Annotated in this window: 16 protein-coding genes and 3 pseudogenes; 11 read left to right on the top strand and 8 right to left on the bottom strand. The window is 72.0% G+C overall.

The window, feature by feature from the left end; all coding sequences use genetic code 11:
• Nucleotides 1-4: 4 nt before the first annotated feature.
• From ACFVYK_RS18580 to ACFVYK_RS18570, 3 genes are all read right to left on the bottom strand, one after another.
• Nucleotides 5-3,076 carry an alpha-mannosidase gene (locus tag ACFVYK_RS18580; protein WP_389774925.1) on the bottom strand — a complete coding sequence of 1,024 codons (3,072 nt, stop codon included), beginning with the start codon at nucleotides 3,074-3,076 and terminating at the stop codon, nucleotides 5-7.
• A 117-nt stretch (nucleotides 3,077-3,193) separates the two neighbouring features.
• A complete protein-coding gene (locus ACFVYK_RS18575) occupies nucleotides 3,194-4,531 on the bottom strand; it encodes a 6-phospho-beta-glucosidase (protein WP_389774922.1) in 1,338 nt (445 codons plus the stop codon).
• The gene (locus tag ACFVYK_RS18570; protein WP_389775052.1) at nucleotides 4,528-5,292 is read right to left on the bottom strand and encodes a DeoR/GlpR family DNA-binding transcription regulator; all 765 of its coding nucleotides are present in this window, start codon (nucleotides 5,290-5,292) and stop codon (nucleotides 4,528-4,530) included. Before ACFVYK_RS18570 ends, ACFVYK_RS18575 begins: the two co-directional genes overlap by 4 nt.
• A 158-nt stretch (nucleotides 5,293-5,450) precedes the next feature.
• Here ACFVYK_RS18570 and ACFVYK_RS18565 point away from each other — a divergent pair.
• Together ACFVYK_RS18565 and ACFVYK_RS18560 are read left to right on the top strand one after the other, a co-directional pair.
• Nucleotides 5,451-6,164 (top strand): annotated as a pseudogene (locus ACFVYK_RS18565) (PfkB family carbohydrate kinase); the annotation flags it as partial.
• 231 nt (nucleotides 6,165-6,395) lie between these two features.
• Nucleotides 6,396-6,515: pseudogene (locus ACFVYK_RS18560) on the top strand (carbohydrate ABC transporter permease); the annotation flags it as partial.
• A gap of 146 nt (nucleotides 6,516-6,661) precedes the next feature.
• Here the strand turns inward: ACFVYK_RS18560 and ACFVYK_RS18555 are convergent.
• From ACFVYK_RS18555 to ACFVYK_RS18540, 4 genes are read right to left on the bottom strand one after another with little or no spacing between them, the layout of a single operon-like run.
• Entirely contained in the window at nucleotides 6,662-7,117 is a 456-nt protein-coding gene (locus ACFVYK_RS18555) for a MaoC family dehydratase (protein WP_389774920.1), read from the bottom strand.
• A 25-nt stretch (nucleotides 7,118-7,142) separates the two neighbouring features.
• Nucleotides 7,143-8,648, bottom strand: coding sequence for a long-chain fatty acid--CoA ligase (locus tag ACFVYK_RS18550; protein ID WP_389774917.1), 1,506 nt, complete (start codon nucleotides 8,646-8,648; stop codon nucleotides 7,143-7,145).
• A 12-nt stretch (nucleotides 8,649-8,660) separates the two neighbouring features.
• Entirely contained in the window at nucleotides 8,661-9,545 is an 885-nt protein-coding gene (locus ACFVYK_RS18545; RefSeq protein WP_389774914.1) for an amidohydrolase family protein, read from the bottom strand.
• Between the two features lie 2 nt (nucleotides 9,546-9,547).
• Nucleotides 9,548-10,465, bottom strand: coding sequence for an SDR family NAD(P)-dependent oxidoreductase (locus ACFVYK_RS18540; RefSeq protein WP_389774912.1), 918 nt, complete (start codon nucleotides 10,463-10,465; stop codon nucleotides 9,548-9,550).
• A gap of 241 nt (nucleotides 10,466-10,706) precedes the next feature.
• On the opposite strand from ACFVYK_RS18540, the gene ACFVYK_RS18535 reads away from it, so the two are divergent.
• The 4 genes from ACFVYK_RS18535 (at nucleotide 10,707) to ACFVYK_RS18520 (ending at nucleotide 14,110) form a co-directional block, all read left to right on the top strand.
• A complete protein-coding gene (locus ACFVYK_RS18535; RefSeq protein WP_389775049.1) occupies nucleotides 10,707-11,132 on the top strand; it encodes a MarR family winged helix-turn-helix transcriptional regulator in 426 nt (141 codons plus the stop codon).
• An 18-nt stretch (nucleotides 11,133-11,150) separates the two neighbouring features.
• Entirely contained in the window at nucleotides 11,151-11,984 is an 834-nt protein-coding gene (locus ACFVYK_RS18530; RefSeq protein WP_389774909.1) for an IclR family transcriptional regulator, read from the top strand.
• Nucleotides 11,981-12,328: a GNAT family N-acetyltransferase gene (locus tag ACFVYK_RS18525; RefSeq protein ID WP_389774906.1), complete on the top strand. Its 348-nt coding sequence runs from the start codon at nucleotides 11,981-11,983 to the stop codon at nucleotides 12,326-12,328. The genes ACFVYK_RS18530 and ACFVYK_RS18525 overlap by 4 nt, the downstream gene beginning before the upstream one ends.
• A gap of 390 nt (nucleotides 12,329-12,718) precedes the next feature.
• Nucleotides 12,719-14,110, top strand: a complete 1,392-nt coding sequence (locus ACFVYK_RS18520; RefSeq protein ID WP_389774905.1) for a glycoside hydrolase family 16 protein — start codon at nucleotides 12,719-12,721, stop codon at nucleotides 14,108-14,110.
• A 78-nt stretch (nucleotides 14,111-14,188) separates the two neighbouring features.
• Here ACFVYK_RS18520 and ACFVYK_RS18515 read toward each other — a convergent pair whose 3' ends face one another.
• On the bottom strand, nucleotides 14,189-15,079 hold the full coding sequence (locus ACFVYK_RS18515; RefSeq protein WP_389774902.1) for a helix-turn-helix domain-containing protein: 891 nt from the start codon (nucleotides 15,077-15,079) through the stop codon (nucleotides 14,189-14,191).
• A 183-nt stretch (nucleotides 15,080-15,262) separates the two neighbouring features.
• Here ACFVYK_RS18515 and tkt point away from each other — a divergent pair, with 183 nt between their 5' ends.
• The 5 genes and pseudogenes from tkt to ACFVYK_RS18490 all read left to right on the top strand — a co-directional run.
• Nucleotides 15,263-17,338, top strand: coding sequence for a transketolase (gene tkt / locus ACFVYK_RS18510; RefSeq protein ID WP_389774899.1), 2,076 nt, complete (start codon nucleotides 15,263-15,265; stop codon nucleotides 17,336-17,338).
• Nucleotides 17,339-17,357: 19 nt separating this feature from the next.
• Nucleotides 17,358-18,527: a transaldolase gene (gene tal / locus ACFVYK_RS18505; protein WP_389774897.1), complete on the top strand. Its 1,170-nt coding sequence runs from the start codon at nucleotides 17,358-17,360 to the stop codon at nucleotides 18,525-18,527.
• Complete coding sequence (zwf, locus tag ACFVYK_RS18500) at nucleotides 18,524-20,068, top strand: glucose-6-phosphate dehydrogenase (RefSeq protein WP_389774894.1); 1,545 nt, start codon at nucleotides 18,524-18,526, stop codon at nucleotides 20,066-20,068. Before tal ends, zwf begins: the two co-directional genes overlap by 4 nt.
• Nucleotides 20,065-21,000, top strand: a complete 936-nt coding sequence (gene opcA / locus ACFVYK_RS18495; protein ID WP_389774891.1) for a glucose-6-phosphate dehydrogenase assembly protein OpcA — start codon at nucleotides 20,065-20,067, stop codon at nucleotides 20,998-21,000. Before zwf ends, opcA begins: the two co-directional genes overlap by 4 nt.
• Nucleotides 20,993-21,193, top strand: a pseudogene (locus ACFVYK_RS18490) (glucose-6-phosphate isomerase); the annotation flags it as partial. The gene opcA and the pseudogene ACFVYK_RS18490, both read left to right, overlap by 8 nt.

The raw sequence follows: 21,193 nt of genomic DNA, 5'->3' as shown, positions 1-21,193 counted from the left end.
CGCGTCAGCGGCCCCCGGCGGCGCGTCCCAGACGGAGCGTCAGGATCTGGAAGGGGCGCAGCGAGACGGCGACCGCGCCGTCGGCCTGGACGGTGGCCGGCTCCAGCGGCCGCTCCAGCAGGTCGGTGACCTGGGCCTGCGCGAGCGGGAAGCCCGTGCGCAGGACGCCGACGGCCCGGCCGCCGCGCGACTCGTAGAGCCGGACGACGACGTCTCCGGACTCGTCGTCGGCGAGCTTGACCGCCTCCACGGTGATGCCGTCGCCGTCCACGGAGACGACCGGGCCGGGGGCCTCGGCCGCGTCCGCCACGCGCAGTGGGAGGTTGAGGGCGTAGCCCTCGGCGACCGCGTCCTCGATGCTCGCGCCGGGGAGCAGCGCGTAGCGCAGGCGGTGCCGGCCCTGGTCGGCCTCGGGGTCGGGCACCCGGGGGGCGCGGACCAGGCTGAGGCGGACGGTGGTGGTGGTGCCGCCGTCCTCGCGGACGGTGCGCGAGACGTCGTGGCCGTAGGTGGAGTCGTTGACGACGGCGACGCCGTAGCCGGGTTCGCCGATGTGCACCCAGCGATGGCCGGAGACCTCGAACCGGGCCGCCTCCCAGCTGGTGTTGGTGTGGGTGGGGCGCTGGATGTGGCCGAACTGGATCTCGGCGGAGGAGTGCGCGGCGCGGACGTCCACCGGGAAGGCGGCCTTGAGGATCTTCTCCGCCTCGTGCCAGTCGATGTCGGTCTCGAAGTCGATCCGCGGACTGCCGGCCCGCAGGGTGACGGTCTGGGTGATCGTCGAGCCCTTGCCGAAGGAGCGCGTGATCCGGATGGCGCCGACCAGCGGGCCCTCCTCGACGACCGTCACCGCGTCCGGCTCCAGCAGGTCGGTGTAGCGGTTTTGGTAGTGCTTGTCGATGTCCCAGGCGTCCCAGTAGTTGGGGAGGTCGGTGTGCAGGCGGAGCAGGTTGCCGGCGTCGGCCAGGACCTCGCGGTCGGCCCGCAGGTCGTACACGGAGGACAGGGTGCCCTCGTCCGCGACCCGCACCCGGACCAGCCCGTTGTCGAGCACCCGGCCCGAGACCGTCACCGGCTGCGGCGGCTGAGCGCCGGCCAGCGGCGCGCTGCCGTTCGCGGGCGTCTCGACGTACACCGGCCGGCCCTCGGGCGTGCGGATCACCTCGGCGCGGGCGTAGGGGCTGGTGTTGAAGACCCGCGGCGAGCCGTCCGGCCGCTCGCCGCCGCCCAGCGCGGCCAGCGCCTCGGCCGTCAGCGCCTCCAACTCCTCGGCGACGCGCGCGTATTCGGCCTCGGCCTCCCGGTGCACCCAGGCGATGGAGGACCCCGGCAGGATGTCGTGGAACTGGTGCAGCAGCACCGTCTTCCACAGCCGGTCCAGCTTCTCGTACGGGTAGGCGTAGCCCGGCGCGTGCAGCGCGGCCGTCGTCGCCCACAACTCGGCCTCGCGCAGCAGGTGTTCACTGCGCCGGTTGCCCTGCTTGGTGCGGGCCTGGGTGGTGTAGGTGGCGCGGTGCAGCTCCAGGTAGAGCTCGCCCACCCAGACGGGCGCGTCCGGGTACTCGGCGCGGGCCTTGGCGAAGAAGGCGTCGGGGTGTTCGACGACGACCCTGGGCGAGCCTTCCAGGTCGGCGAGCCGGCGCGCCCGTTCCATGATCTCGCGGGTGGGGCCGCCGCCGCCGTCGCCCCAGCCGAAGGGGGCCAGCGAACGCGTGCCGCCGCCCTTCTCCGAGTAGTTGCGGACCGCGCGGTCCATCTCCTCGCCGCTGAAGCGGGCGTTGTAGGTGTCGATGGGCGGGAAGTGCGTGAAGATGCGGGTTCCGTCGATGCCCTCCCACCAGAACGTGTGGTGGGGGAACTTGTTGGTCTGGTTCCAGGAGATCTTCTGGGTGAGGAACCACTCGTTGCCGGCGAGCTTCGCCAGCTGCGGGTAGGCGGCGTTGTAGCCGAAGGAGTCCGGCAGCCAGACGCCCTTGGTCTCGATGCCGAAGTGCTCGATGAAGAACCGCTTGCCGTGCACCAGTTGGCGGGCGATGGCCTCGCCGCCGGGCAGGTTGCCGTCGGATTCGACCCACATGCCGCCGACCGGCGCCCACTGCCCCTTCTTCACCGACTCCTGGATGCGCGCCCACACCTGCGGGTAGTGGTCGCGCACCCACTCGTACTGCTGGGCCTGGGAGCAGGCGAAGATGAAGTCGTCGTACTCCTCGGCGAGCGAGGTGACGTTGGAGAAGGTGCGGGAGGTCTTGCGCTTGGTCTCCCGGATCGGCCACAGCCAGGCGGAGTCGATGTGCGCGTGGCCGACGCCGGAGATGGTGTGGGCGCTGGCGTGGGCGGGGCGGGCCAGGACGGGGGCGAGCACCTCGCGCACGGCGCGGGCGCTGCCGGAGACGTCGTCCAGGTCGAGGGCGTCCATGGCCCGGTCCAGGGCGTGCATGATCTCGTGGCGGCGCGGCTCGTGCTCGCCGAGGTGGACCATCAGCTCGCGCAGCACCTGCAGGTCGAGGTCGAGGTGCCAGACCTCCTCGTCGAGGACGGCGATGTCGGCGCGCCGGAAGGTGTAGAGCGGGCGGTCGCCCGCGGTCAGGACGTCGCCCAGCAGGGTCGGCGTGGCGAAGCCGCCCGCCAGGATGTCCGGGTTGGAGGCGGCCTCGACGAGGTAGTCGACGCTCTCCCCGCCCGTCGCCGGGTTGCCGACGGGCACGTACTGGTTGAGCGGGTTGACCGCCTTCAGCGGCGTCCCGTCGGTGCGGTGGACGAGGGCCTCGGCCTGGTTGCCGGGCCAGTCGCCGACGAAGCCGAGGTCGATGACGGCCTCGACGCGCTTGCCGGCCCACTCGGCGGGCACCTGCCCGCGCATCCGGAACCAGGTGGTGCCCCAGGGCGGGCCCCACGGGGTGTCCATCGCGAAGGGCTCGTAGGCGGCGGCCGCGGCCTCAGCGAACGGCACGGGCTCCCCCGGGGCCTGCCAGGCCTCCACCTCGAAGGGGACGGTGGCCGCGTAGATCGCGGGCTTGACGCGCTGGTGGTGGACGCGCTCGACGCGCTCCTCGATGCGGCGGCGTTCGTCATGCATGGGCTGTCTCCAACGAAGGGACCACGGGGGGCGGGGAGGCCGGAGGGCCGGGGGCTGGGCGCACCGGAGGGGACGGCGGAGGGAAAGCCAGTGGAGAAAGCGCTTTCCCTCCGGTGCTCACCTAAGGTACGCCAGCCCCGGGTGGACGTCGGTGTAGCCCTCGACCAGCCTGCGGGCCACGTTCACCGAGTCGACGAGGGGATGCAGCGCGAACGCCTTCACGGCCGTCGTGCGCGAGCCGGACTCGGCGGCGGCCAGCACCTCGCGTTCGACGCCCTTGACCGCGCAGACCAGCCCGGTGGCGTGGTCGGGCAGCGGATCGACGCAGACCGGGTGCGCGCCGTTGGCGTCGACCAGGCAGGGCACCTCGATGACGGCGTCCGTGTCGAGCACCGAGAGGGTGCCCTGGTTGCGGACGTTGAGGATCAGGGTCGTGCGCTCGTCCCGGGCGATCGCCCGCATCAGGGCCAGGGCGACCTTCTCGTAGCCGCCGGAGAGGTCGTCGGCGTCGCGCTCGCCGGCGCCGGCGCTCTCCCGGTTCTCGGCCATGTAGGTGGCCTCGCGTTCGGCGCGGGTGCGGTCCCAGGCGGTCAGGGCCGCCGCGCCGGGACGCCGCATCTCGTCGTAGAAGCGGGCCTGCTGCTCGGCCAGGAACGCGCCACGGGTCTTCTCGACCTGCTGGTAGGCCCGTACGGTCTCCCGGTTGAAGTAGTAGTAGTGCAGGTACTCGTTGGGGACCGCGCCGAGGGAGCGCAGCCAGTCGGCGCCGAAGAGCTTGCCCTCCTCGAAGGAGCCGAGCAGGTCGGGGTCGGCGAGCAGCCGCGGCAGCTCGTCGCGGCCGGCCACCCGCAGACCGCGCACCCAGCCGAGGTGGTTGAGGCCGACGTAGTCGATCCACGCCTGCTTCGGGTCCGCGCCGAGCACCCGGGCGATGCGGCGGCCGAGCCCGACCGGGGAGTCGCAGATGCCGATCACGCGGTCGCCGAGATGGCGGGACATGGCCTCGGTGACGAGTCCCGCCGGGTTGGTGAAGTTGATGACCCAGGCGTCGGGGGCGAGCCGGGCCACCCGCCGGGCGATGTCGACGGCGACGGGCACGGTCCGCAGGCCGTAGGCGATGCCGCCGGCGCCGACCGTCTCCTGACCGAGGACGCCCTGCGCGAGGGCCACCCGCTCGTCGTTCGCCCGGCCTTCGAGACCGCCGACCCGGATCGCGGAGAAGACGAAGTCGGCGCCACGCAGGGCCTCGTCGAGGTCGGTGGTGGCGGTCACCTCGGGTGCGTCGGGGGCGGCGGCCGCCTGCTCGTCGAGCACGCGGGCGACGGCGTTCAGCCGGCTGTCGTCCAGATCGTGCAGGACGACCTGCGTGACCCGGCCCTCGCCGCGATCCGCCAGGAGCGCCCCGTACACGAGCGGCACCCGGAACCCGCCGCCGCCCAGAATCGTCAGTTTCACGCTTGCGCCTTTCCTGCCACGACCACCTCGACGCCCGCCTCCTCGAAGGAGGACCGGGTCGCCGGATCGACCGGCGTGTCCGTCACCACCACGTCCAGCTCCTCGGGACCGCAGACCTTCGCCATACCGGTACCCGGGAACTTCGCCGAGTCGGCGAGCAGGACGACCTTGCCGCCGGCCTTGATCATGGCTCGCTTCACCGGCACCTCGACGACCGTCGTGTCCATCACCTGCCCGCCCGGACGCACTCCGCTGGTGCCGAGGAACAGCCAGTCGGCGTGCAGCTGGCGCAGGTTGTCCTCGGTGAGGAAGCCGACCAGCGAGCGGTACGCGCGGCGGACCATCCCGCCGAGCAGCACCAGTTCGATGCCCTCGTCGTCGGCGAGTTCCTCGTAGACCACCAGGTTGCTGGTGATCACCGTGATCCGGCGGCCGTGCAGCTGCCGGGCCAGGCGGTAGGCGGTGGTGCCGATGTCGAGGAGCACCGACTGGCCGTCCGCGACCATCGCCGCGGCCCGGACGGCTATGGCGTCCTTCTCCGCCACGCGCACCTCGGCGACCTCGGCGAAGGGCTGGTCGCCCTCCTCCGCGACGGCTCCGCCGTGCACCCGGGTGAGCAGGCCGTCCTCCTCCAGTTTGAGCAGGTCGCGCCGGACCGTGGCGGGGCTCACCCCCAACTGCTCGGAGAGATCGGTCACGGCCGCGGGACCGCCGGAGCGCAGGGCCCGCAGGATGAGTTGATGTCGTCGTTCTGCCAGCACGACGTGAACACTACTCGTCATCTTCAATCATATCCATGCTCACTTCTGCTGAGGTATTGACCGATCTCGCCGAGGCGCGCACGATTCCGGTCACGAAATGAAGGGTTCTGACGAGCTCCTCCGACGGGACGGGGTCCGTCGGCTCCTGCGACGAGGGGATCCGCGGTGGACGAGACCGGCCCGAGGTGCTGCTCACCGGGCTGCTCTTCTACGACCTCGTCCTCACGGGGCTCGGCGGACCGCCGACGCCCGGCGAGGAGATCTGGACCACGGGCATGGGCTGCGGCCCCGGCGGCATCGCCAACCCCGCGGTGGCCGCCTCCCGCTTCGGCCTGCGGACCTCCCTGGCCACGGTCTTCGGCGACGACTTCTACGGCGCCCACTGCCACGACGTCCTCGCCGCTCAGGAGGGCGTCGACCTCGCCCTCTCCCGCACGGCGCCCGGCCGGCCCACGCCGGTCACCGTCGCCCTGGCGCTCCCCGCCCCCGGCCCCGGCCGGGCGGGGGGGGAGCCCCGCCCACGACCGGGCGCTCGTCACCCACGGGCAGGAACCGCCGTACTCGCAGGACGTGCTGATGGGCGACCCGCCCGAGGCGCGCACGGCCCTGGTGCACCTGGAGGCCGAACCGCGCGGCTGGCTCGCCGAGGCGGCCGCGAACGGCACGCGGATCTACGCCGACGTCGGCTGGGACCCCACCGAGGAGTGGTCCCCCCCGCCTGCTCGACCAGCTCGCCCTGTGTCACGCCTTCCCCCCCAACGAGACCGGGCCATGGCGTACACCCACACACCGCGGTCGCCGCGCTCGGCACGCTCGGCACGCTCGCGGAGCTGGTGCCGGTGGCCGTGGTCACCCGGGGCGCCGACCCTGCTACGCGCGCGGGCCCGGCCGGCACGGCCGCCACGGCGCTCGGCGGCCTGGCGACCGGCTGCGCCGTCCCGCCCGGCTCCACCGGCCGGAACATGGTCCTGTGGTGCTGGGACGGCGGCCTCGGCGACACCGTCGTCAAGAACGCCAGGGCCCGCTAGACAACTCGGTGGACCTGCGGGCCGTCAAGATCGGCGGTTACTACCGTTCCAAGCTGATCACCACCATGGCGGGCCCTCCAGGTCGCCCTGTCCCAGCTCAACGGCACCCACGGAACCACCGACCACGGAATGGTCATGACCGGCGCACTCCTCGCCCTCGCCCCCCTGCACTTCGGCGCCGCGTTCGCCCTGGGCGGTGCGGCCGCCCCGGCCGTCACCGCCCCGGCCGTCACCGCCGCCGGCCGGGGCCACGGCGGCGAGGACCCCGCCCCTCGCCCACCTCGTCGGGGCCCACCACGTGCACTCCGTGTACACAAGCCCTGACGGCCGGCGGCGGAGCCCTACGCGTAGAACCGCGACAGACTCTGCAGCACCGCCGCGGGCTTCGCACCGCCCTCGATCTCGATCGTCCCGTCGACGGTGATCTGCACCCCTCCGGGCACCTCCTGGACCTCGGTCAGCTCGGCCACCAGGCGGATGCGCGAGCCGACCTTGACCGGCGAGGGGAAACGGACCTTGTTCAGGCCGTAGTTGACCTTCGTCGTCACGCCCTGGACGTCCAACAGCTCGGTGAACAGCGGGATGAACAGGGAGAGGGTGAGGTAACCGTGGGCGATCGGCGCGCCGAAGGGACCTTCGGCGGCCTTCTCCGGGTCCACGTGGATCCACTGGTGATCCCCGGTCGCGTCGGCGAACGTGTCGATGCGCTCCTGGGTGACCTCGATCCACTCGCCGGCGCCCAGCTCGCTTCCGGCCAGCTTCTTCAGTTCGTCGAGACCGTTGACGGTGATGCTCATATGCCGTTCCTCACAGGAGAGTCGTTCAGGAGTCGGTGCCGAACCGGGAGCGCACCCGGGACTTCAGCAGCTTTCCGGAGGCGGTGCGCGGAAGGGCGTCCGCCACCACCACCGACTTGGGGATCTTGTACTTGGCGAGCCGTCCGGCCAGCGAGGCCAGTACCTCGTCGGGGTCGAGCGAGGCGCCCTCGCGGGGCACGACCACGGCGCGCGGCACCTCGCCCCACTTGTCGTCGGACACGCCGATGACCGCGCACTCCACGATGTCGGGGTGGGCGAGGAGCAGGTCCTCGATCTCGGCGGGGTAGACGTTCTCCCCGCCGGAGATGATCATGTCCTTGATGCGGTCGACGATGTGCACGTAGCCGTCCTCGTCGACCCGGGCCGCGTCCCCGCTGCGGAACCAGCCGTCGGTGAAGGAGGCGGCCGTCTCCTCGGGCAGCCCCCAGTAGCCGGGCATCACGTGCGGCCCGCGGACCACGACCTCGCCGGTCTCGCCGACGTCGACCGGCGTGAGGTCGGGGCGCAGGACACGTACGTCGCTGAAGAAGTGCGGGACGCCCGCCGAGCCCGCCTTGGCCGTCGCGTGCTCGGCGTCCAGGAAGAGCGTGCCGGGCGACGCCTCGGTCATGCCGTACCCCTGCAGGAAGGTGAGTCCGCGTTCCTGGTAGGCGGCGATCAGCGGCCTGGACACCGGGGAGCCTCCGCAGGTCAGGATCCGCAGCGACGACAGGTCGGCGTCCGCCCAGCGCGGGTGCCGGGCCACCTGCTCGAACATGGTCGGCACCCCGAACATGAAGGTGATCCGGTGCCGCTCGATCAGGTCGAAGGTGGCCGCCGGGTCGAAGGCCTCGACCAGGACGCAGCAGCCGCCCTTGAGGAGCACCGGCAGCGTCAGCATGTTCAGCCCGGCCGTGTGGAACAACGGCGCGGAGACGAGGGCGCGTTCGTCGGCGATCAGGTCGGTGTCGACGAGGACGTTGACCGCGTTCCAGGTGAGGTTGCCGTGCGTGAGCATGGCGCCCTTGGGGCGGCCGGTCGTGCCCGAGGTGTACATGATGATGCAGGTGTCGTCGGGGGTGACCGGGGTGTCGATCGGCTCGTCCGAAGCCGCGCCGAGCGCTTCCTCGTACTCGGCGCCGACTTCGACGTACGTCCGGACGTCCGTGTGCCCGGGCAGTCCGGCGACCAGGCCCGCGTGCGAGGGACCGTGGACGAGCGCCCTGGCGCCGGAGTCGGCGAGCTGGTAGGCGATCTCGGGGGCGGCCAGCCGGGTGTTCAGGGGGACGAAGACCGCGCCGAGGACGCCGGCGGCGAACAGCGTCTCCAGGTAGGCGGGGTGGTTCGGGCCGAGGTAGGCGATGCGGTCGCCGCGCCGTACGCCCCGGGCGCGCAGGGCGTGCGCCAGGCGGTTGGTGCGGGTGTGCAGTGTGCGGTAGTCCGTCGACCGTCCACCGTGGACCAGGGCGGTGCGGTGCGGGGTCTTGCGGGCCCGGCGCGCGGGCCAGGACCCCAGTCCCTCGTTGCGCATCTTCCACGCCCCCTACGGTGTGGTCAGCCCGAGCAGCCGGGCGGCGTTCTCCTTGAGGATCTTCGGCTTCACCTCGTCCTTGATCGTCAGCTTGCCGAAGTCGGCGAGCCAGCGGTCGGGGGTGAGGACGGGGAAGTCGGAGCCGAAGAGGACCTTGTCCTTGAGCAGCGTGTTCGCGTACTGCACGAGCTGCGGCGGGAAGTACTTCGGCGACCAGCCGGACAGGTCGATGTGCACGCCCGGCTTGTGGGTGGCGACGGCGAGGGCCTCGTCCTGCCAGGGGAAGGACGGGTGCGCCAGGATGATCTTGAGGTGTGGGAAGTCGGCCGCCACGTCGTCCACGTGCAGCGGGTTGGAGTACTTGAGCCTGATCCCGCCGCCGCCCGGGACGCCCGCGCCGATGCCGGTCTGACCGGTGTGGAACAGGGCGATGGTCCCGGTCTCCTGGATCACCTCGTACAGGTCGTACGCGACCGAGCGGTCGTTGGGGAAGAAGCCCTGGATGCTGGGGTGGAACTTGAAGCCCTTCACCCCGTACTCCTCGACCAGGCGCCGGGCCTGCTTCACGCCCGCCCTCCCCCGGAAGGGGTCGATGGAGGCGAAGGGGATGAGGACGTCGGCGTTGGCGGCGGCCGCCTCGGCGACCTCCTCGTTGGGGACCGGCGCGGTGCCGGTCGCGGACTCGGCGTCCACCGTGAAGATCACGGCGGCCATCTTCCGCTCCCGGTAGTAGCGGGCCGTCTCCTCCAGGGTGGGCTTCCGCTTGCCCTCGACCTTGAAGTAGGCGGCGGAGGCGTCGTGCAGGTCGTCGTCCAGCGAGGAATGGCCCCGGGAGGACACCTCCGCGTGGGTGTGGACGTCGATCGCGACGAGATCCTCGACGTTCAGGGTCGCCATGGTCACGCCTCCGGGAACGTCGGGGCCGGGATGCCGACCGTCTGGAGCTCGGCGCCGACCGAGGTCGAGAAGACGTCGGCCAGACTCTCCGGCGTCCAGCCGCCGTCGGCGTAGGCCGCGCGGATCTCCTGCGGATGAGACCAGAGTGTCACCTTGTCGCCGCCGATGCCGATGGCCTGGCCGGTGATGCCCCGGGCGGCCTCGGAGGCCAGGAAGGGCACCAGGGCCGCGCAGTCCTCGGGGGTGCCGAAGCCCTCGCCCTTGCGCAGGAAGTCCGGGAAGGGCCGCCCGTTCTTCAGCGCTTCGACGTACGGGGCGAAGGCGGGGATCGTCTCGGTCATGGCGGTGGCGGCCACCGGGACGATCGCGTTGACGGTGATGTTCGCGCGGCCCAGCTCCATCGCCCAGGTGCGGGCGAACGCGGCGATGCCGGCCTTGGCGGCGGCGTAGTTCGTCTGGCCGAAGTTGCCGCGCTGGCCGGCCGGCGAGCCGACGAGGATCAGCGTGCCGCCCTCGCCCTGCTCGCGCATCCGCACGGCGGCGGCGCGGGCGCAGGTGAAGGTGCCCTTGAGGTGGGTGGCGATCACCGCGTCGAAGTCGTCGTCGGTCATCTTCCACAGCACCTTGTCGCGCAGGATGCCCGCGTTGGTGACCAGGACGTCGAGCCGGCCGAACTCCTGCACGGCCCGGTTCACCAGCCGGTCGGCGGCCTCGGCGGCGCCGACCGGGACCACCTCGGCGACGGCCCTGCCGCCGGCCTCGACGAGGGACTTCACGGCCTGTTCGGCGACCGCCTCGTCGACGTCGTTGACGACCACGGCGGCGCCGCGGGCGGCCAGGGCGTGGGCGTAGGCGAGGCCGAGGCCCCGGCCGCTGCCGGTGACGACGGCGACCTTGCCGGTGAGATCGATGCTGGGCACGACGGTGTCCCTTCACATGGGTGTCACATGGGTGCGACGGCGCGTCGCTCGGAGCGCGGCTCCGAGATCGAAGCTAAGAGCAATAATTGTCGTCGTCAATAGTTGTTGTCGACCTTCGGGTACGCCATGCTGCAATCTGTACGGAGAACCGCCCCGACAGGGGACCTGACCCAGGGAGCCCGCCATCGCCCGCCACGACAACGCCGTGAACGCCGCCCCGATCGACGGGGACGAGCCGTGGATGCGCGGGCTGCACGCGGACACCGGCTACCTGCTCTACCGCCTGGGACTGCGCTCGGGCCAGTTGTTCAACACGTTCCTCCAGGAGTCCGGGCTGCGCCTGCGCCACTACGCGGTGCTGCGGTTCCTCGCCACCTGCGAGGGGGCGCTCCAGCGCGAGCTGAGCACCCGCCTCGGCTACGACCCCAGTGCGATCGTCGGCCTGGTCGACGACCTGGAGAAGCTGGGGTTCGCCGAACGCCGGCCCGCACCCGACGACCGGCGCAGCCGGATCGTCGTCCTCACCGAGCACGGCCGCGCGTTCCTGCGCGGCACCGACGAGGCGGGCCTGCGGGTGACGAACGAGCTGCTGAACCCGCTCGACGCCGCCGAACGCGAGACGCTGCACACGCTGCTGCTGCGGATCGCCGGGGACGGACTGGCCTGACGCCGTGAGGAGGACCTGATGGACCGGGGCGCCCTCGCCGCACACGCCCGTTCCGCGCCCGAGCGCCTGCTGTCGGTGCTCGCCGCGTTCGACCACACGCATGCCGCGCTCTCCCTGAGCGACATCAGCCGGCGTGCCGGGCTCACCCTCACCACCGCGCACCGGCTGGTGGGCGCCCTGACCGAGTGGGGCGCCCTGGAGCGGGACCCGGCCGGCGTCTACCACGTGGGGCTGCGCCTGTGGGAGGTCGCGGCGCTGGCCCCGCGCGGCCTGGCGCTGCGGCAGGCGGCACTGCCCTTCCTGGAGGACCTGTACGAGGCCACGCACGAGAACGTGCAGCTCGCGGTGCGGGACGGGTCCGAGGTCGTCTACACCGAGTGGCTCTCCGGGCGTTCGGCCGTCGGGGTACTCGTCCGGGTGGGCGCCCGCTGGCCCCTGCACGTCACCGGCGTCGGACTGGCACTGCTGGCGCACAGCGAAGCGGAACTGCAAGAGGCCTACTGCGCAGGGCCGTTGGCGGCGTACACCTCCCACACCATCACCGATCCGACGCGATTGCGCCGGACCCTGGCCGACGTGCGGCGCAGCGGAGTCGCGGTGAGCAGCCGTCAGGTCACGGACGACGCACTGTCGGTGGCCGCCCCGGTGCGCGGGCCGGGCGGCGCGGTGGCGGCCGCGGTCTCGGTCGTCGTCCCCTACGCCGACGCGCAGGTGCCGGTACTGGCGCCGGCGGTGCGTCTCGCCGCCCGCGGCATCTCCCGCGCGCTGGGCTGGCGACCGCAGAGCCGAGGCGACCGGCCCGCCCAAGGGGCGGCAGGCCGGGATGTTCACGGGGAGAATGCGGGACCATGATCGAGATCGGTCCGCTGCGCCCGGGTGATCGCGCCGCCTGGGAAGCACTGGCACGCGGCTACAAGAGGTTCTACCGCGCGGAGGTGCCCGACGAGGGGTACGAGGAGATGTGGCGCCGCCTGCGCCGGGGCGACGAAGTGCACGCCGTCGGCGCGCGCGTGGACGGGGAGTTGGCGGGCATCGCGCACTACCTGTTCCACGCCACGTGCTGGGCGGCGGACAGCTGCTACCTGCAGGACCTCTACGTCGCCGAGGCCGCGCGCGGCCGGGGCGCGGCCCGGGCGCTGATCGAACGGGTCGCCGAGGCGGCGCGCGAGCGGGGGGCGCCCGGATGTACTGGATGACCAGGGAGGACAACGTGACCGCCCGCGCCCTGTACGACAAGGTGGCGGCTTTCCACGGGTTCGTCCGCTACGACCATCCGCTCGCCTGGCCAGGTCCGCCGGCCCCCACCATCGCGTCGCCCCGCCCGACGGATCCCGCCCCGCCCGACGGATCCCGCCCCGCCCGACGGATCCCGCGCCGGGGGACCGTCCCGGGCAACTGGGGTGCAAGCGGGGCGCTTTCGCACGTTCGGGTGGTTCAAGCCATGAACTTCCGGGCCCCTGAAGGACTTTCCTTGCTTTGAGTCTTGACGGCCCCAGTGGCGGGGAGCACATTGGGCCCACTTTGAGAGCGCTCTCAGAGTGCTCTCGACGTCACCCGCGCACCTCACCCCGTACCGAGAGGCCCCCATGAGTGCACCCTCCGGCATCCCCAGAAGGCGACGCGCCCTGATCGCCGTCCTCAGCACGCTCGGGTTGGCGGCCGCCGCGGCGGCGGCCGCCACCCTGCCCGCGAACGCCTCCGCGCCCGCCCCGCCGACCGGTTGGTCGCAGGTCTTCCTGGACGACTTCACCGGCGCGGCCGGCACCGGCGTGAACACCGCGGACTGGCAGTACAGCACCGGGACCTCCTACCCCGGCGGGCCCGCCAACTGGGGCACCGGCGAGGTCGAGACGATGACGAACAGCACCGCGAACGTCTCCCTCGACGGCAGCGGCAACCTGCGCATCACCCCGCTGCGCGACTCCGCGGGCCGCTGGACCTCGGGCCGCGTCGAGACCCGGCGGACCGACTTCCAGCCCCCGTCCGGCGGCAAGCTGCGGGTGGAGGCCCGCATCCAGATGCCGAACGTGACCGGCACCGCCGCCGAGGGCTACTGGCCGGCGTTCTGGGCGCTCGGCGCGCCCTACCGGGGCAACTACCAGAACTGGCCCGGCGTCGGCGAGCTGGACATCATGGAGAACGTCCAGGGCCTGAACAAGGTCTGGGCCACGATGCACTGCGGCACCAGCCCGGGCGGGCCGTGCAACGAGACCACCGGCATCGGCAACTCCGTCGCGTGCCCGAACACCACCTGCCAGTCGGGCTTCCACACCTACGCCACGGAGTGGGACCGCTCGGTGAGCCCCGAGGCGATCCGCTTCTCCGTCGACGGCGTCACTTACCACACCGTCACCGCGAACCAGGTCGACGCGACGACCTGGGCCAACGCCACGAACCACGGCTACTTCGTGATCCTGAACGTCGCGATGGGCGGCGGCTTCCCGGACGCCTTCGGCGGCGGTCTGGACGGCGACACCGTGCCGGGCCGCCCGATGGTGGTGGACTACGTGCAGGTGCTCCAGGCCGCAGGCGGTGGGAGCGGTACCACGCCCCCGCCCTCCGGCAGCCGTGACGCCTACGGCACGATCCAGGCGGAGTCCTACGACAGCCAGTCGGGGACGATCACCGAGACGACGACCGACACCGGCGGCGGCCAGAACATCGGCGCCCTGGCGAACGGCGACTGGGCGCTGTACAAGGGCGTCACGTTCGGCTCCACCGCGGCCACCCAGTTCAGCGCACGGGTCGCCGGCGGCGCGGCCGGCGGGGTCAGCGGACTGGTCGAGGTGCGCCTCGACAGCCGCAGCGCCGCGCCCGTCGGCAGCTTCGCCGTCGCCAACACCGGCGGCTGGCAGTCCTGGCGGACGATCCCGGCCAACATCGGCGCCGTCACCGGCACCCATGACGTGTATCTGACCTTCACCAGCGGTCAGCCGGCGGACTTCGTCAACGTCAACTGGTTCTCCTTCGGCCGCTGACCGCCTCCGCGGTAGGGCCCTCGGGCGCGGGCCGCACCGGCCCGGCGCCCGCACCGGCGGGACGCACCCCGGCCGGCCTCAGCGCAGTTCCGCGCGGAAGGCCACCGGGGTGTGTCCCGTGTGCAGGTGGAAGAACTTGGAGAAGTTGGCCGCGTCGGGGAAGCCCACGGCGGCGCCGACGCGGCCGATCGGCACATCCGTGTGGGCCAGCAGCCGCTTCGCCTCCAGGACGACCCGCTTGTCGATGAACCCCTTCGGCGTCTCGCCGGTGGCCGCGCGGACCGCGCGCACGAGGGTGCGGCGGGAGTAGCCGAGCGCGTCGGCGTAGGCGCTCACGCTGTGGTTGGCGGCGAAGTCCCGCTCCACGGCGTCCCGGAAGAGCATGAAGGTGGTGTCGGCCTGCCGCCGGGCGGCCTCCGCGCCACTGGCCGCGAGGTGCGCCAACCGCAGCAGGAACGCGCTCAGCGAGTGCCGCAGCACCGCGGTGTGCAGACTCGGCGGCAGCGTTTCGTCGTCGTACTCCCCGCGCAGATGCGCCAGCGCCGCGCGCAGACCCGCCAGCTGCGCCGCGTCGGGGCGCAGTTGCGGCGGCAGGTCGTAGCGGTAGAGGCCGGCGGCCTCGACGGTGGCGCGCGGCAGGAAGCCGGGCTGCATGGTCAGCACGGTCCCGCGGTACTCGCTCGACGTCGAGAAGCGGTGGACCTGGCCCGGGCGGATCCAGAGCAGCTCGCCCGCGGCCGCCTCGTGCTCGGCGAAATCGATCATGTGGCGGACCGGGCCGTCGTCGAAGAGCATCACGACGTGGAAGTCGATGCGGTGGACGCGGTCCAGCGGGGCATCCGTGTGCCAGGTGCGTCCGACGCCCATCGGCCCGATCTGCATGCCGACGCCGCCGACGCTGTGCTCGACGGGGAAAGGAAAGGTTCTGATGCCCTCACCGACGCCGTCCTGGGTACTTGTGTCCACCATGTCCTTCTCGTGCGTGTCCTTCTCGTGTCGCCCCCGTGCCGCCCGGTGCCGCTCGGACGGGGTGCGGCGCTGTCCCACTTTCACCACAGGCTGACACAGGGAGACCTTCCCCCGTAAAAGTCAGACTTTTAAGTTTGAACACGCCAGACCAGCTGACCCGCTCCGATCGAGGATTTCTTGAAGATGAGCACCCAGACAACGAACAGCGTCGAGTGGACCGACCTCGACCGTCGTGCCGTCGACACGGCGCGTCTTCTGGCGGCGGACGCCGTGCAGCAGGTGGGCAACGGCCATCCCGGGACGGCGATGAGCCTGGCCCCGGTCGCCTACACGATCTTTCAGAAGGTGATGCGGCACGACCCCGCGGACCCGGAGTGGACCGGACGCGACCGCTTCGTCCTGTCCCCCGGCCACACCTCGCTGACGCTCTACACCCAGCTCTACCTCTCCGGTTACGAGCTGGAGCTCGACGACCTCAAGCGCTTCCGCACCCACGGTTCGAAGACGCCGGGCCACCCCGAGTACGGGCACACGGCCGGCGTCGAGACCACCACCGGCCCGCTGGGCCAGGGCGTCGCCAACGCCGTGGGCATGGCGATGGCGGCCCGTTACGAGCGCGGCCTGTTCGACCCCGACGCCCCGGCCGGCGAATCGCCGTTCGACCACACGATCTGGGGGATCGTCTCCGACGGCGACCTCCAGGAGGGCGTCTCGGCCGAGGCCTCCTCCCTGGCCGGCCACCAGAAGCTCGGCAACCTCGTCCTGGTCTACGACGACAACCACATCTCCATCGAGGGCGACACCGCCACCGCGTTCTCCGAGGACGTGCTCGGGCGTTACGCGGCCTACGGCTGGCACACCCAGCGCGTCGAGCCGGCCGAGGACGGCGACGTCGACGTCGAGGCCCTGTACGCGGCCCTGACGGCGGCGCGGGCCGAGACCGGACGGCCCTCGATCATCTCCCTGCGCACGATCATCGCCTGGCCCGCGCCCAACGCGCGGGGCACCGGGGCCGCGCACGGCTCCGCCCTCGGCGCGGACGAGGTCGCCGCCACCAAGCGGGTCCTCGGTTTCGACCCGGAGCGCACCTTCCAGGTCGGCGACGAGGTCCTCGCCCACACCCGGGCGGCCCTCGACCGGGGCGCCGAGGCGCACGCCGTGTGGGACAAGCAGCTCGACGCCTGGCGCGGCACGGCCCCCGAGCGGGCCGAGCTGTTCGACCGGGTGGTGGCGGGTCAGCTCCCCGAAGGCTGGCAGGACGCGCTGCCGCAGTTCGAGCCCGGCAAGTCCGTCGCCACGCGGGCCGCGTCCGGCAAGGTGCTCCAGGCGCTCGGCGACGTGCTGCCCGAGCTGTGGGGCGGCTCCGCCGACCTCGCCGGCTCGAACAACACCACGATCGACAAGACGTCGTCGTTCCTGCCCGAGGGCAACCCGCTGCCCGAGGCCAGCCCGTACGGGCGCACCGTGCACTTCGGCATCCGCGAGTTCTCGATGGCCGCGGAGATGAACGGCATCGCGCTGCACGGCAACACCCGCGTCTACGGCGGCACGTTCCTGGTGTTCTCCGACTACATGCGCAACGCCGTCCGGCTGTCGGCGCTGATGCAGCTGCCGGTGACGTACGTGTGGACGCACGACTCCATCGGCCTCGGCGAGGACGGCCCCACCCACCAGCCGGTCGAGCACCTCGCCTCGCTGCGCGCGATCCCGGGCCTGAACGTGGTCCGCCCCGCCGACGCCAACGAGACAGCCATCGCCTGGGCCGAGATCCTCAAGCGGCACGCCACCCGCCCGGCACCGCACGGACTGGCCCTCACCCGGCAGGGCGTGCCCACCTACGAGCCCGACCCCGATGCGGCGAAGGGCGGTTACGTCCTGCGGGACTCCTCGTCCGGGACGCCCGACGTCGTGCTCATCGCCACCGGCTCCGAGGTACAGCTCGCCGTGGCGGCGCGGGAGGCGCTGGAGGCCGAGGGCATCGGGACCCGCGTGGTGTCGATGCCGTCCGTGGAGTGGTTCGAGGAGCAGTCGCGGGAGTACCGCGACAGCGTGCTGCCTCCGGCGGTGAAGGCCCGGGTGGCGGTCGAGGCGGGCATCGGCCTGACCTGGCACCGCTTCGTGGGCGACGCCGGACGCATCGTCTCCCTGGAGCACTTCGGCGCCTCCGCCGACGCCGAGACCCTGTTCGCCGCCTACGGTTTCACCGCCGAGAACGTCGCCGCCGCAGCCAGGGAATCGCTGGCCGCCGCGCGCGGTTGATCGGACCGCGAGAAAGAAGATGATCGAAGTGACCCAAGCGACCGCGACCGCGGGAGCCCTCAAGCGCCTGTCCGACGAAGGCGTCTCCATCTGGCTGGACGACCTGTCGCGTCAGCGGATCCGGTCCGGCGACCTCGCCCGGCTCGTCGAGACGAGCGACGTCGTCGGCGTCACCACCAACCCGTCCATCTTCCAGGCGGCCATCGGCTCCGGCGAGGGCTACGAGGAGCAGCTCGCCGACCTCGCGGTGCGGGGCGTCACGGTCGACGAGGCCGTACGGATGATGACGACCGCCGACGTGCGGGCCGCGGCCGACGTCCTGCGTCCCGTGTTCGTGGCCACGGACGGCGTCGACGGCCGGGTCTCCATCGAGGTCGACCCCCGGCTGGCCCACGACACGGCCGCCACCGTCGCCGAGGCCAAGCAGCTGGCCTGGCTCGTCGACCGCCCCAACGTCATGATCAAGATCCCGGCGACGAAGGCCGGACTGCCCGCGATCACCGAGGTCGTCGGCCTCGGAATCAGCGTCAACGTCACGCTGATCTTCTCCCTGGAGCGCTACCGCGAGGTCATGGACGCTTACCTGGCGGGCCTGGAGAAGGCGCGGGCCGCGGGCCTGGACCTGACGCTGATCCAGTCCGTGGCGTCCTTCTTCGTCTCCCGCGTCGACGCCGAGGTCGACAAGCGGCTGACCGCCCTCGGCACCGACGCCGCCCTCGCGCTCAAGGGCCGGGCGGCGCTCGCCAACGCGCGGCTGGCCTACCAGGCGTACGAGGAGGTCTTCGGTCCGGTCGGCTCCTCGCCGCGCGCCGGCGCCCGCTGGGCGGCGCTCGCCGGGGCGGGGGCGAACCGGCAGCGTCCGCTGTGGGCGTCCACCGGTGTGAAGGATCCTGCCTACAAGGACACGCTGTACGTGGACGAGCTGGTCGCCCCGGGCACGGTCAACACCATGCCCGAGGCCACGCTGAACGCCGCCGCCGACCACGGCGACATCACCGGCGACACGGTCACCGGCGGTTACGCCGCGGCGCGCGCCGACCTCGCCGCGGTGGAGGCGCTCGGCGTCTCCTACGACGAGGTCGTCACCCGGTTGGAGGACGAGGGCGTCGCCAAGTTCGCGGCGGCGTGGCAGGACCTTCTGGACGCGGTCACGAGGTCGCTGACGAGCAAGGGAGTTGACGCGGAATGAGCACCAGCAGTCTCGGCGCGGCCTGGGAGAACCCCCTGCGGGACCCACGCGACCGGCGCCTGCCCCACATCGCGGGCCCCTCCGGTCTCGTCATCTTCGGGGTGACCGGCGACCTGTCCCGCAAGAAGCTGATGCCGGCGGTCTACGACCTCGCCAACCGCGGACTGCTCCCGCCGGGCTTCTCGCTCGTCGGGTTCGCCCGCCGCGACTGGGAGGACCAGGACTTCGCGCAGGTCGTCCACGACGCGGTGCGCGAGCACGCCCGCACGCCGTTCCGCGAGGAGGTCTGGCAGCAGCTCGCCGAGGGCATGCGGTTCGTCCCCGGCGACTTCGACGACGACACCGCGTTCAAGCAGCTCAAGAACGCGGTGGAGGAGCTGGACTCCTCCCGCGGGACGGGCGGCAACTTCGCCTTCTACCTGTCCGTGCCGCCGAAGTTCTTCCCCAAGGTGGCCGAGCAGCTCAAGAAGCACGGGCTGGCGAAGGCGCGCAAGGGCTCCTGGCGGCGGGCGGTCATCGAGAAGCCGTTCGGGCACGACCTGGCCAGCGCACAGGAGCTGAACGCCGTCGTGCACGACGTGTTCGAACCGGACCAGGTCTTCCGCATCGACCACTACCTGGGCAAGGAGACCGTCCAGAACATCCTGGCGCTGCGCTTCGCCAACACCATGTTCGAGCCGATCTGGAACCGCTCGTACGTCGACCACATCCAGATCACGATGGCCGAGGACATCGGCATCGGCGGGCGGGCCGGATACTACGACGGCATCGGCTCGGCCCGTGACGTCATCCAGAACCACCTGCTGCAGCTCATGGCGCTCACCGCGATGGAGGAGCCGGCCTCCTTCGACGCGGCCTCGCTGCTCACCGAGAAGCTCAAGGTGCTCAAGGCGGTGAAGCTGCCGGAGGATTTGGGCCGGCACACCGTGCGGGCGCAGTACGCGGGCGCCTGGCAGGGCGGCGAGAAGGTGCGCGGTTATCTGGAGGAGGACGGCATCGACCCCGCCTCCACGACGGACACCTTCGCCGCCGTGAAGCTGGGCGTCGACAACCGCCGCTGGGCGGGCGTCCCGTTCTATCTGCGCACCGGCAAGCGCCTGGGCCGCCGGGTCACCGAGATCGCGGTCGTCTTCCAGCGCGCGCCGCACTCCCCCTTCGACTCCACCGCCACCGAGGAGCTCGGGGCCAACGCGATCGTCATCCGCGTCCAGCCGGACGAGGGCATCACGGTCCGCTTCGGCTCCAAGGTCCCCGGCACCTCCATGGAGATCCGGGACGTCACGATGGACTTCGCCTACGGAGAGTCCTTCACCGAGTCCAGTCCCGAGGCGTACGAGCGGCTCATCCTGGACGTGCTGCTCGGCGACGCCAACCTGTTCCCGCGCCATCAGGAAGTGGAAGAGTCCTGGAGGATCCTCGACCCGATCGAGGAGTACTGGGCACGGCACGGCAGGCCCGCGCAGTACGCCTCGGGCAGCTGGGGGCCCGAGGAAGCCGACGAGATGCTCGCACGAGACGGACGGAGCTGGCGCAGGCCATGAAGATCGACCTGACCGACACCACTGCAAGCCAGATCAACAAAGCGCTGGTCAAGGGACGCCGCGCGATCGGCACACCGGCCGTGGGCATGGTCCTGACGATGGTCATCGTCACGGACGAGGAGAACGCCTACGACTCGATCAAGGCGGCCGAGGAGGCCTCGCACGAGCACCCCTCGCGCACCCTGGTCGTCATCAAGCGGCACGCGCGCAGCCCGCGCGACCGCACCAACCCCCACCTCGACGCCGAGGTGCGGCTGGGCGCCGACGCGGGCACCGGCGAGACGGTCGTCCTGCGGACGTACGGCGAGGTGTCCGACCACGCCGACTCCGTCGTCCTTCCGCTGCTGCTGCCGGACGCGCCCGTCGTCGTGTGGTGGCCGATGGACGCGCCGGACAACCCCGGCAAGGACCCGCTGGGCGCGCTGGCCCAGCGCCGGATCACCGACCTGTACGCCGTGGAGAACCCGCTGGCGACCCTGGAGGCCCGGATCCGCTCCTACGCCCCCGGCGACACCGACCTCGCCTGGACCCGGCTGACCCCGTGGCGTTCGATGCTGGCGGCCGCCCTGGACCAGGCCCGGGTGCCGATCGTGTCCGGCGCGGTGGAGGCCGAGGCCGACAACCCCGCCGCCGAGCTGCTGGCCCGCTGGCTGGAGGCGCGGCTGCAGGTCACGATCGACCGCGTCGTCACCGCCGGGCCGGTCGTCACGGCCGTGCGCCTGGGCACCGCGGACGGCGACATCGTCATCGACCGCCCCGAGGGCCCGCTGGCCACGCTCTCGCTGCCGGGCCAGCCCTCGCGCACCCTCGCGCTGAAGGTCCGCACCACCTCCGAACTGATCGCCGAGGAGCTCAGGCGCCTCGACGCGGACGAGATGTACGCCGTCGCCCTGCGGGGCGAGGCCACCAAGGAGACCCCCTCTCATGTCTGACACCCCCCGTCTCGACCGGCGGCCCGAGTGGACCGCCCTCACGGACCACCGCGCCCGGTGGCAGGACCACCTGCGCGACCTGTTCGCCGCGGACCCCGAGCGCGCCCGGCGTCACGTGGTGCGCGTCGGGGACCTGCGCATCGACTACTCCAAGCACCTCGTCACCGATGAGACGCTCCGGCTCCTGCGGGAG

This window comes from Streptomyces sp. NPDC058291, from assembly GCF_042880855.1.
Taxonomy (GTDB): domain Bacteria; phylum Actinomycetota; class Actinomycetes; order Streptomycetales; family Streptomycetaceae; genus Streptomyces.
The sequence above is the reverse complement of the archived record's forward strand: the minus strand, read 5'-3'. Positions and strand labels throughout refer to the sequence as shown.

Excerpts from the sequence above, each read along its gene's own strand:
- ACFVYK_RS18580 (WP_389774925.1), bottom strand. The coding sequence starts at position 3,076 with ATGCATGACGAACGCCGCCGCATCGAGGAGCGCGTCGAGCGCGTCCAC.
- ACFVYK_RS18555 (WP_389774920.1), bottom strand. The coding sequence starts at position 7,117 with ATGAGCATCACCGTCAACGGTCTCGACGAACTGAAGAAGCTGGCCGGA.
- ACFVYK_RS18550 (WP_389774917.1), bottom strand. The coding sequence starts at position 8,648 with ATGCGCAACGAGGGACTGGGGTCCTGGCCCGCGCGCCGGGCCCGCAAG.
- ACFVYK_RS18545 (WP_389774914.1), bottom strand. The coding sequence starts at position 9,545 with ATGGCGACCCTGAACGTCGAGGATCTCGTCGCGATCGACGTCCACACC.
- ACFVYK_RS18535 (WP_389775049.1), top strand. The coding sequence starts at position 10,707 with ATGCGCGGGCTGCACGCGGACACCGGCTACCTGCTCTACCGCCTGGGA.
- ACFVYK_RS18530 (WP_389774909.1), top strand. The coding sequence starts at position 11,151 with ATGGACCGGGGCGCCCTCGCCGCACACGCCCGTTCCGCGCCCGAGCGC.
- ACFVYK_RS18525 (WP_389774906.1), top strand. The coding sequence starts at position 11,981 with ATGATCGAGATCGGTCCGCTGCGCCCGGGTGATCGCGCCGCCTGGGAA.
- ACFVYK_RS18520 (WP_389774905.1), top strand. The coding sequence starts at position 12,719 with ATGAGTGCACCCTCCGGCATCCCCAGAAGGCGACGCGCCCTGATCGCC.
- ACFVYK_RS18515 (WP_389774902.1), bottom strand. The coding sequence starts at position 15,079 with ATGGTGGACACAAGTACCCAGGACGGCGTCGGTGAGGGCATCAGAACC.
- tkt (WP_389774899.1), top strand. The coding sequence starts at position 15,263 with ATGAGCACCCAGACAACGAACAGCGTCGAGTGGACCGACCTCGACCGT.
- tal (WP_389774897.1), top strand. The coding sequence starts at position 17,358 with ATGATCGAAGTGACCCAAGCGACCGCGACCGCGGGAGCCCTCAAGCGC.
- zwf (WP_389774894.1), top strand. The coding sequence starts at position 18,524 with ATGAGCACCAGCAGTCTCGGCGCGGCCTGGGAGAACCCCCTGCGGGAC.
- opcA (WP_389774891.1), top strand. The coding sequence starts at position 20,065 with ATGAAGATCGACCTGACCGACACCACTGCAAGCCAGATCAACAAAGCG.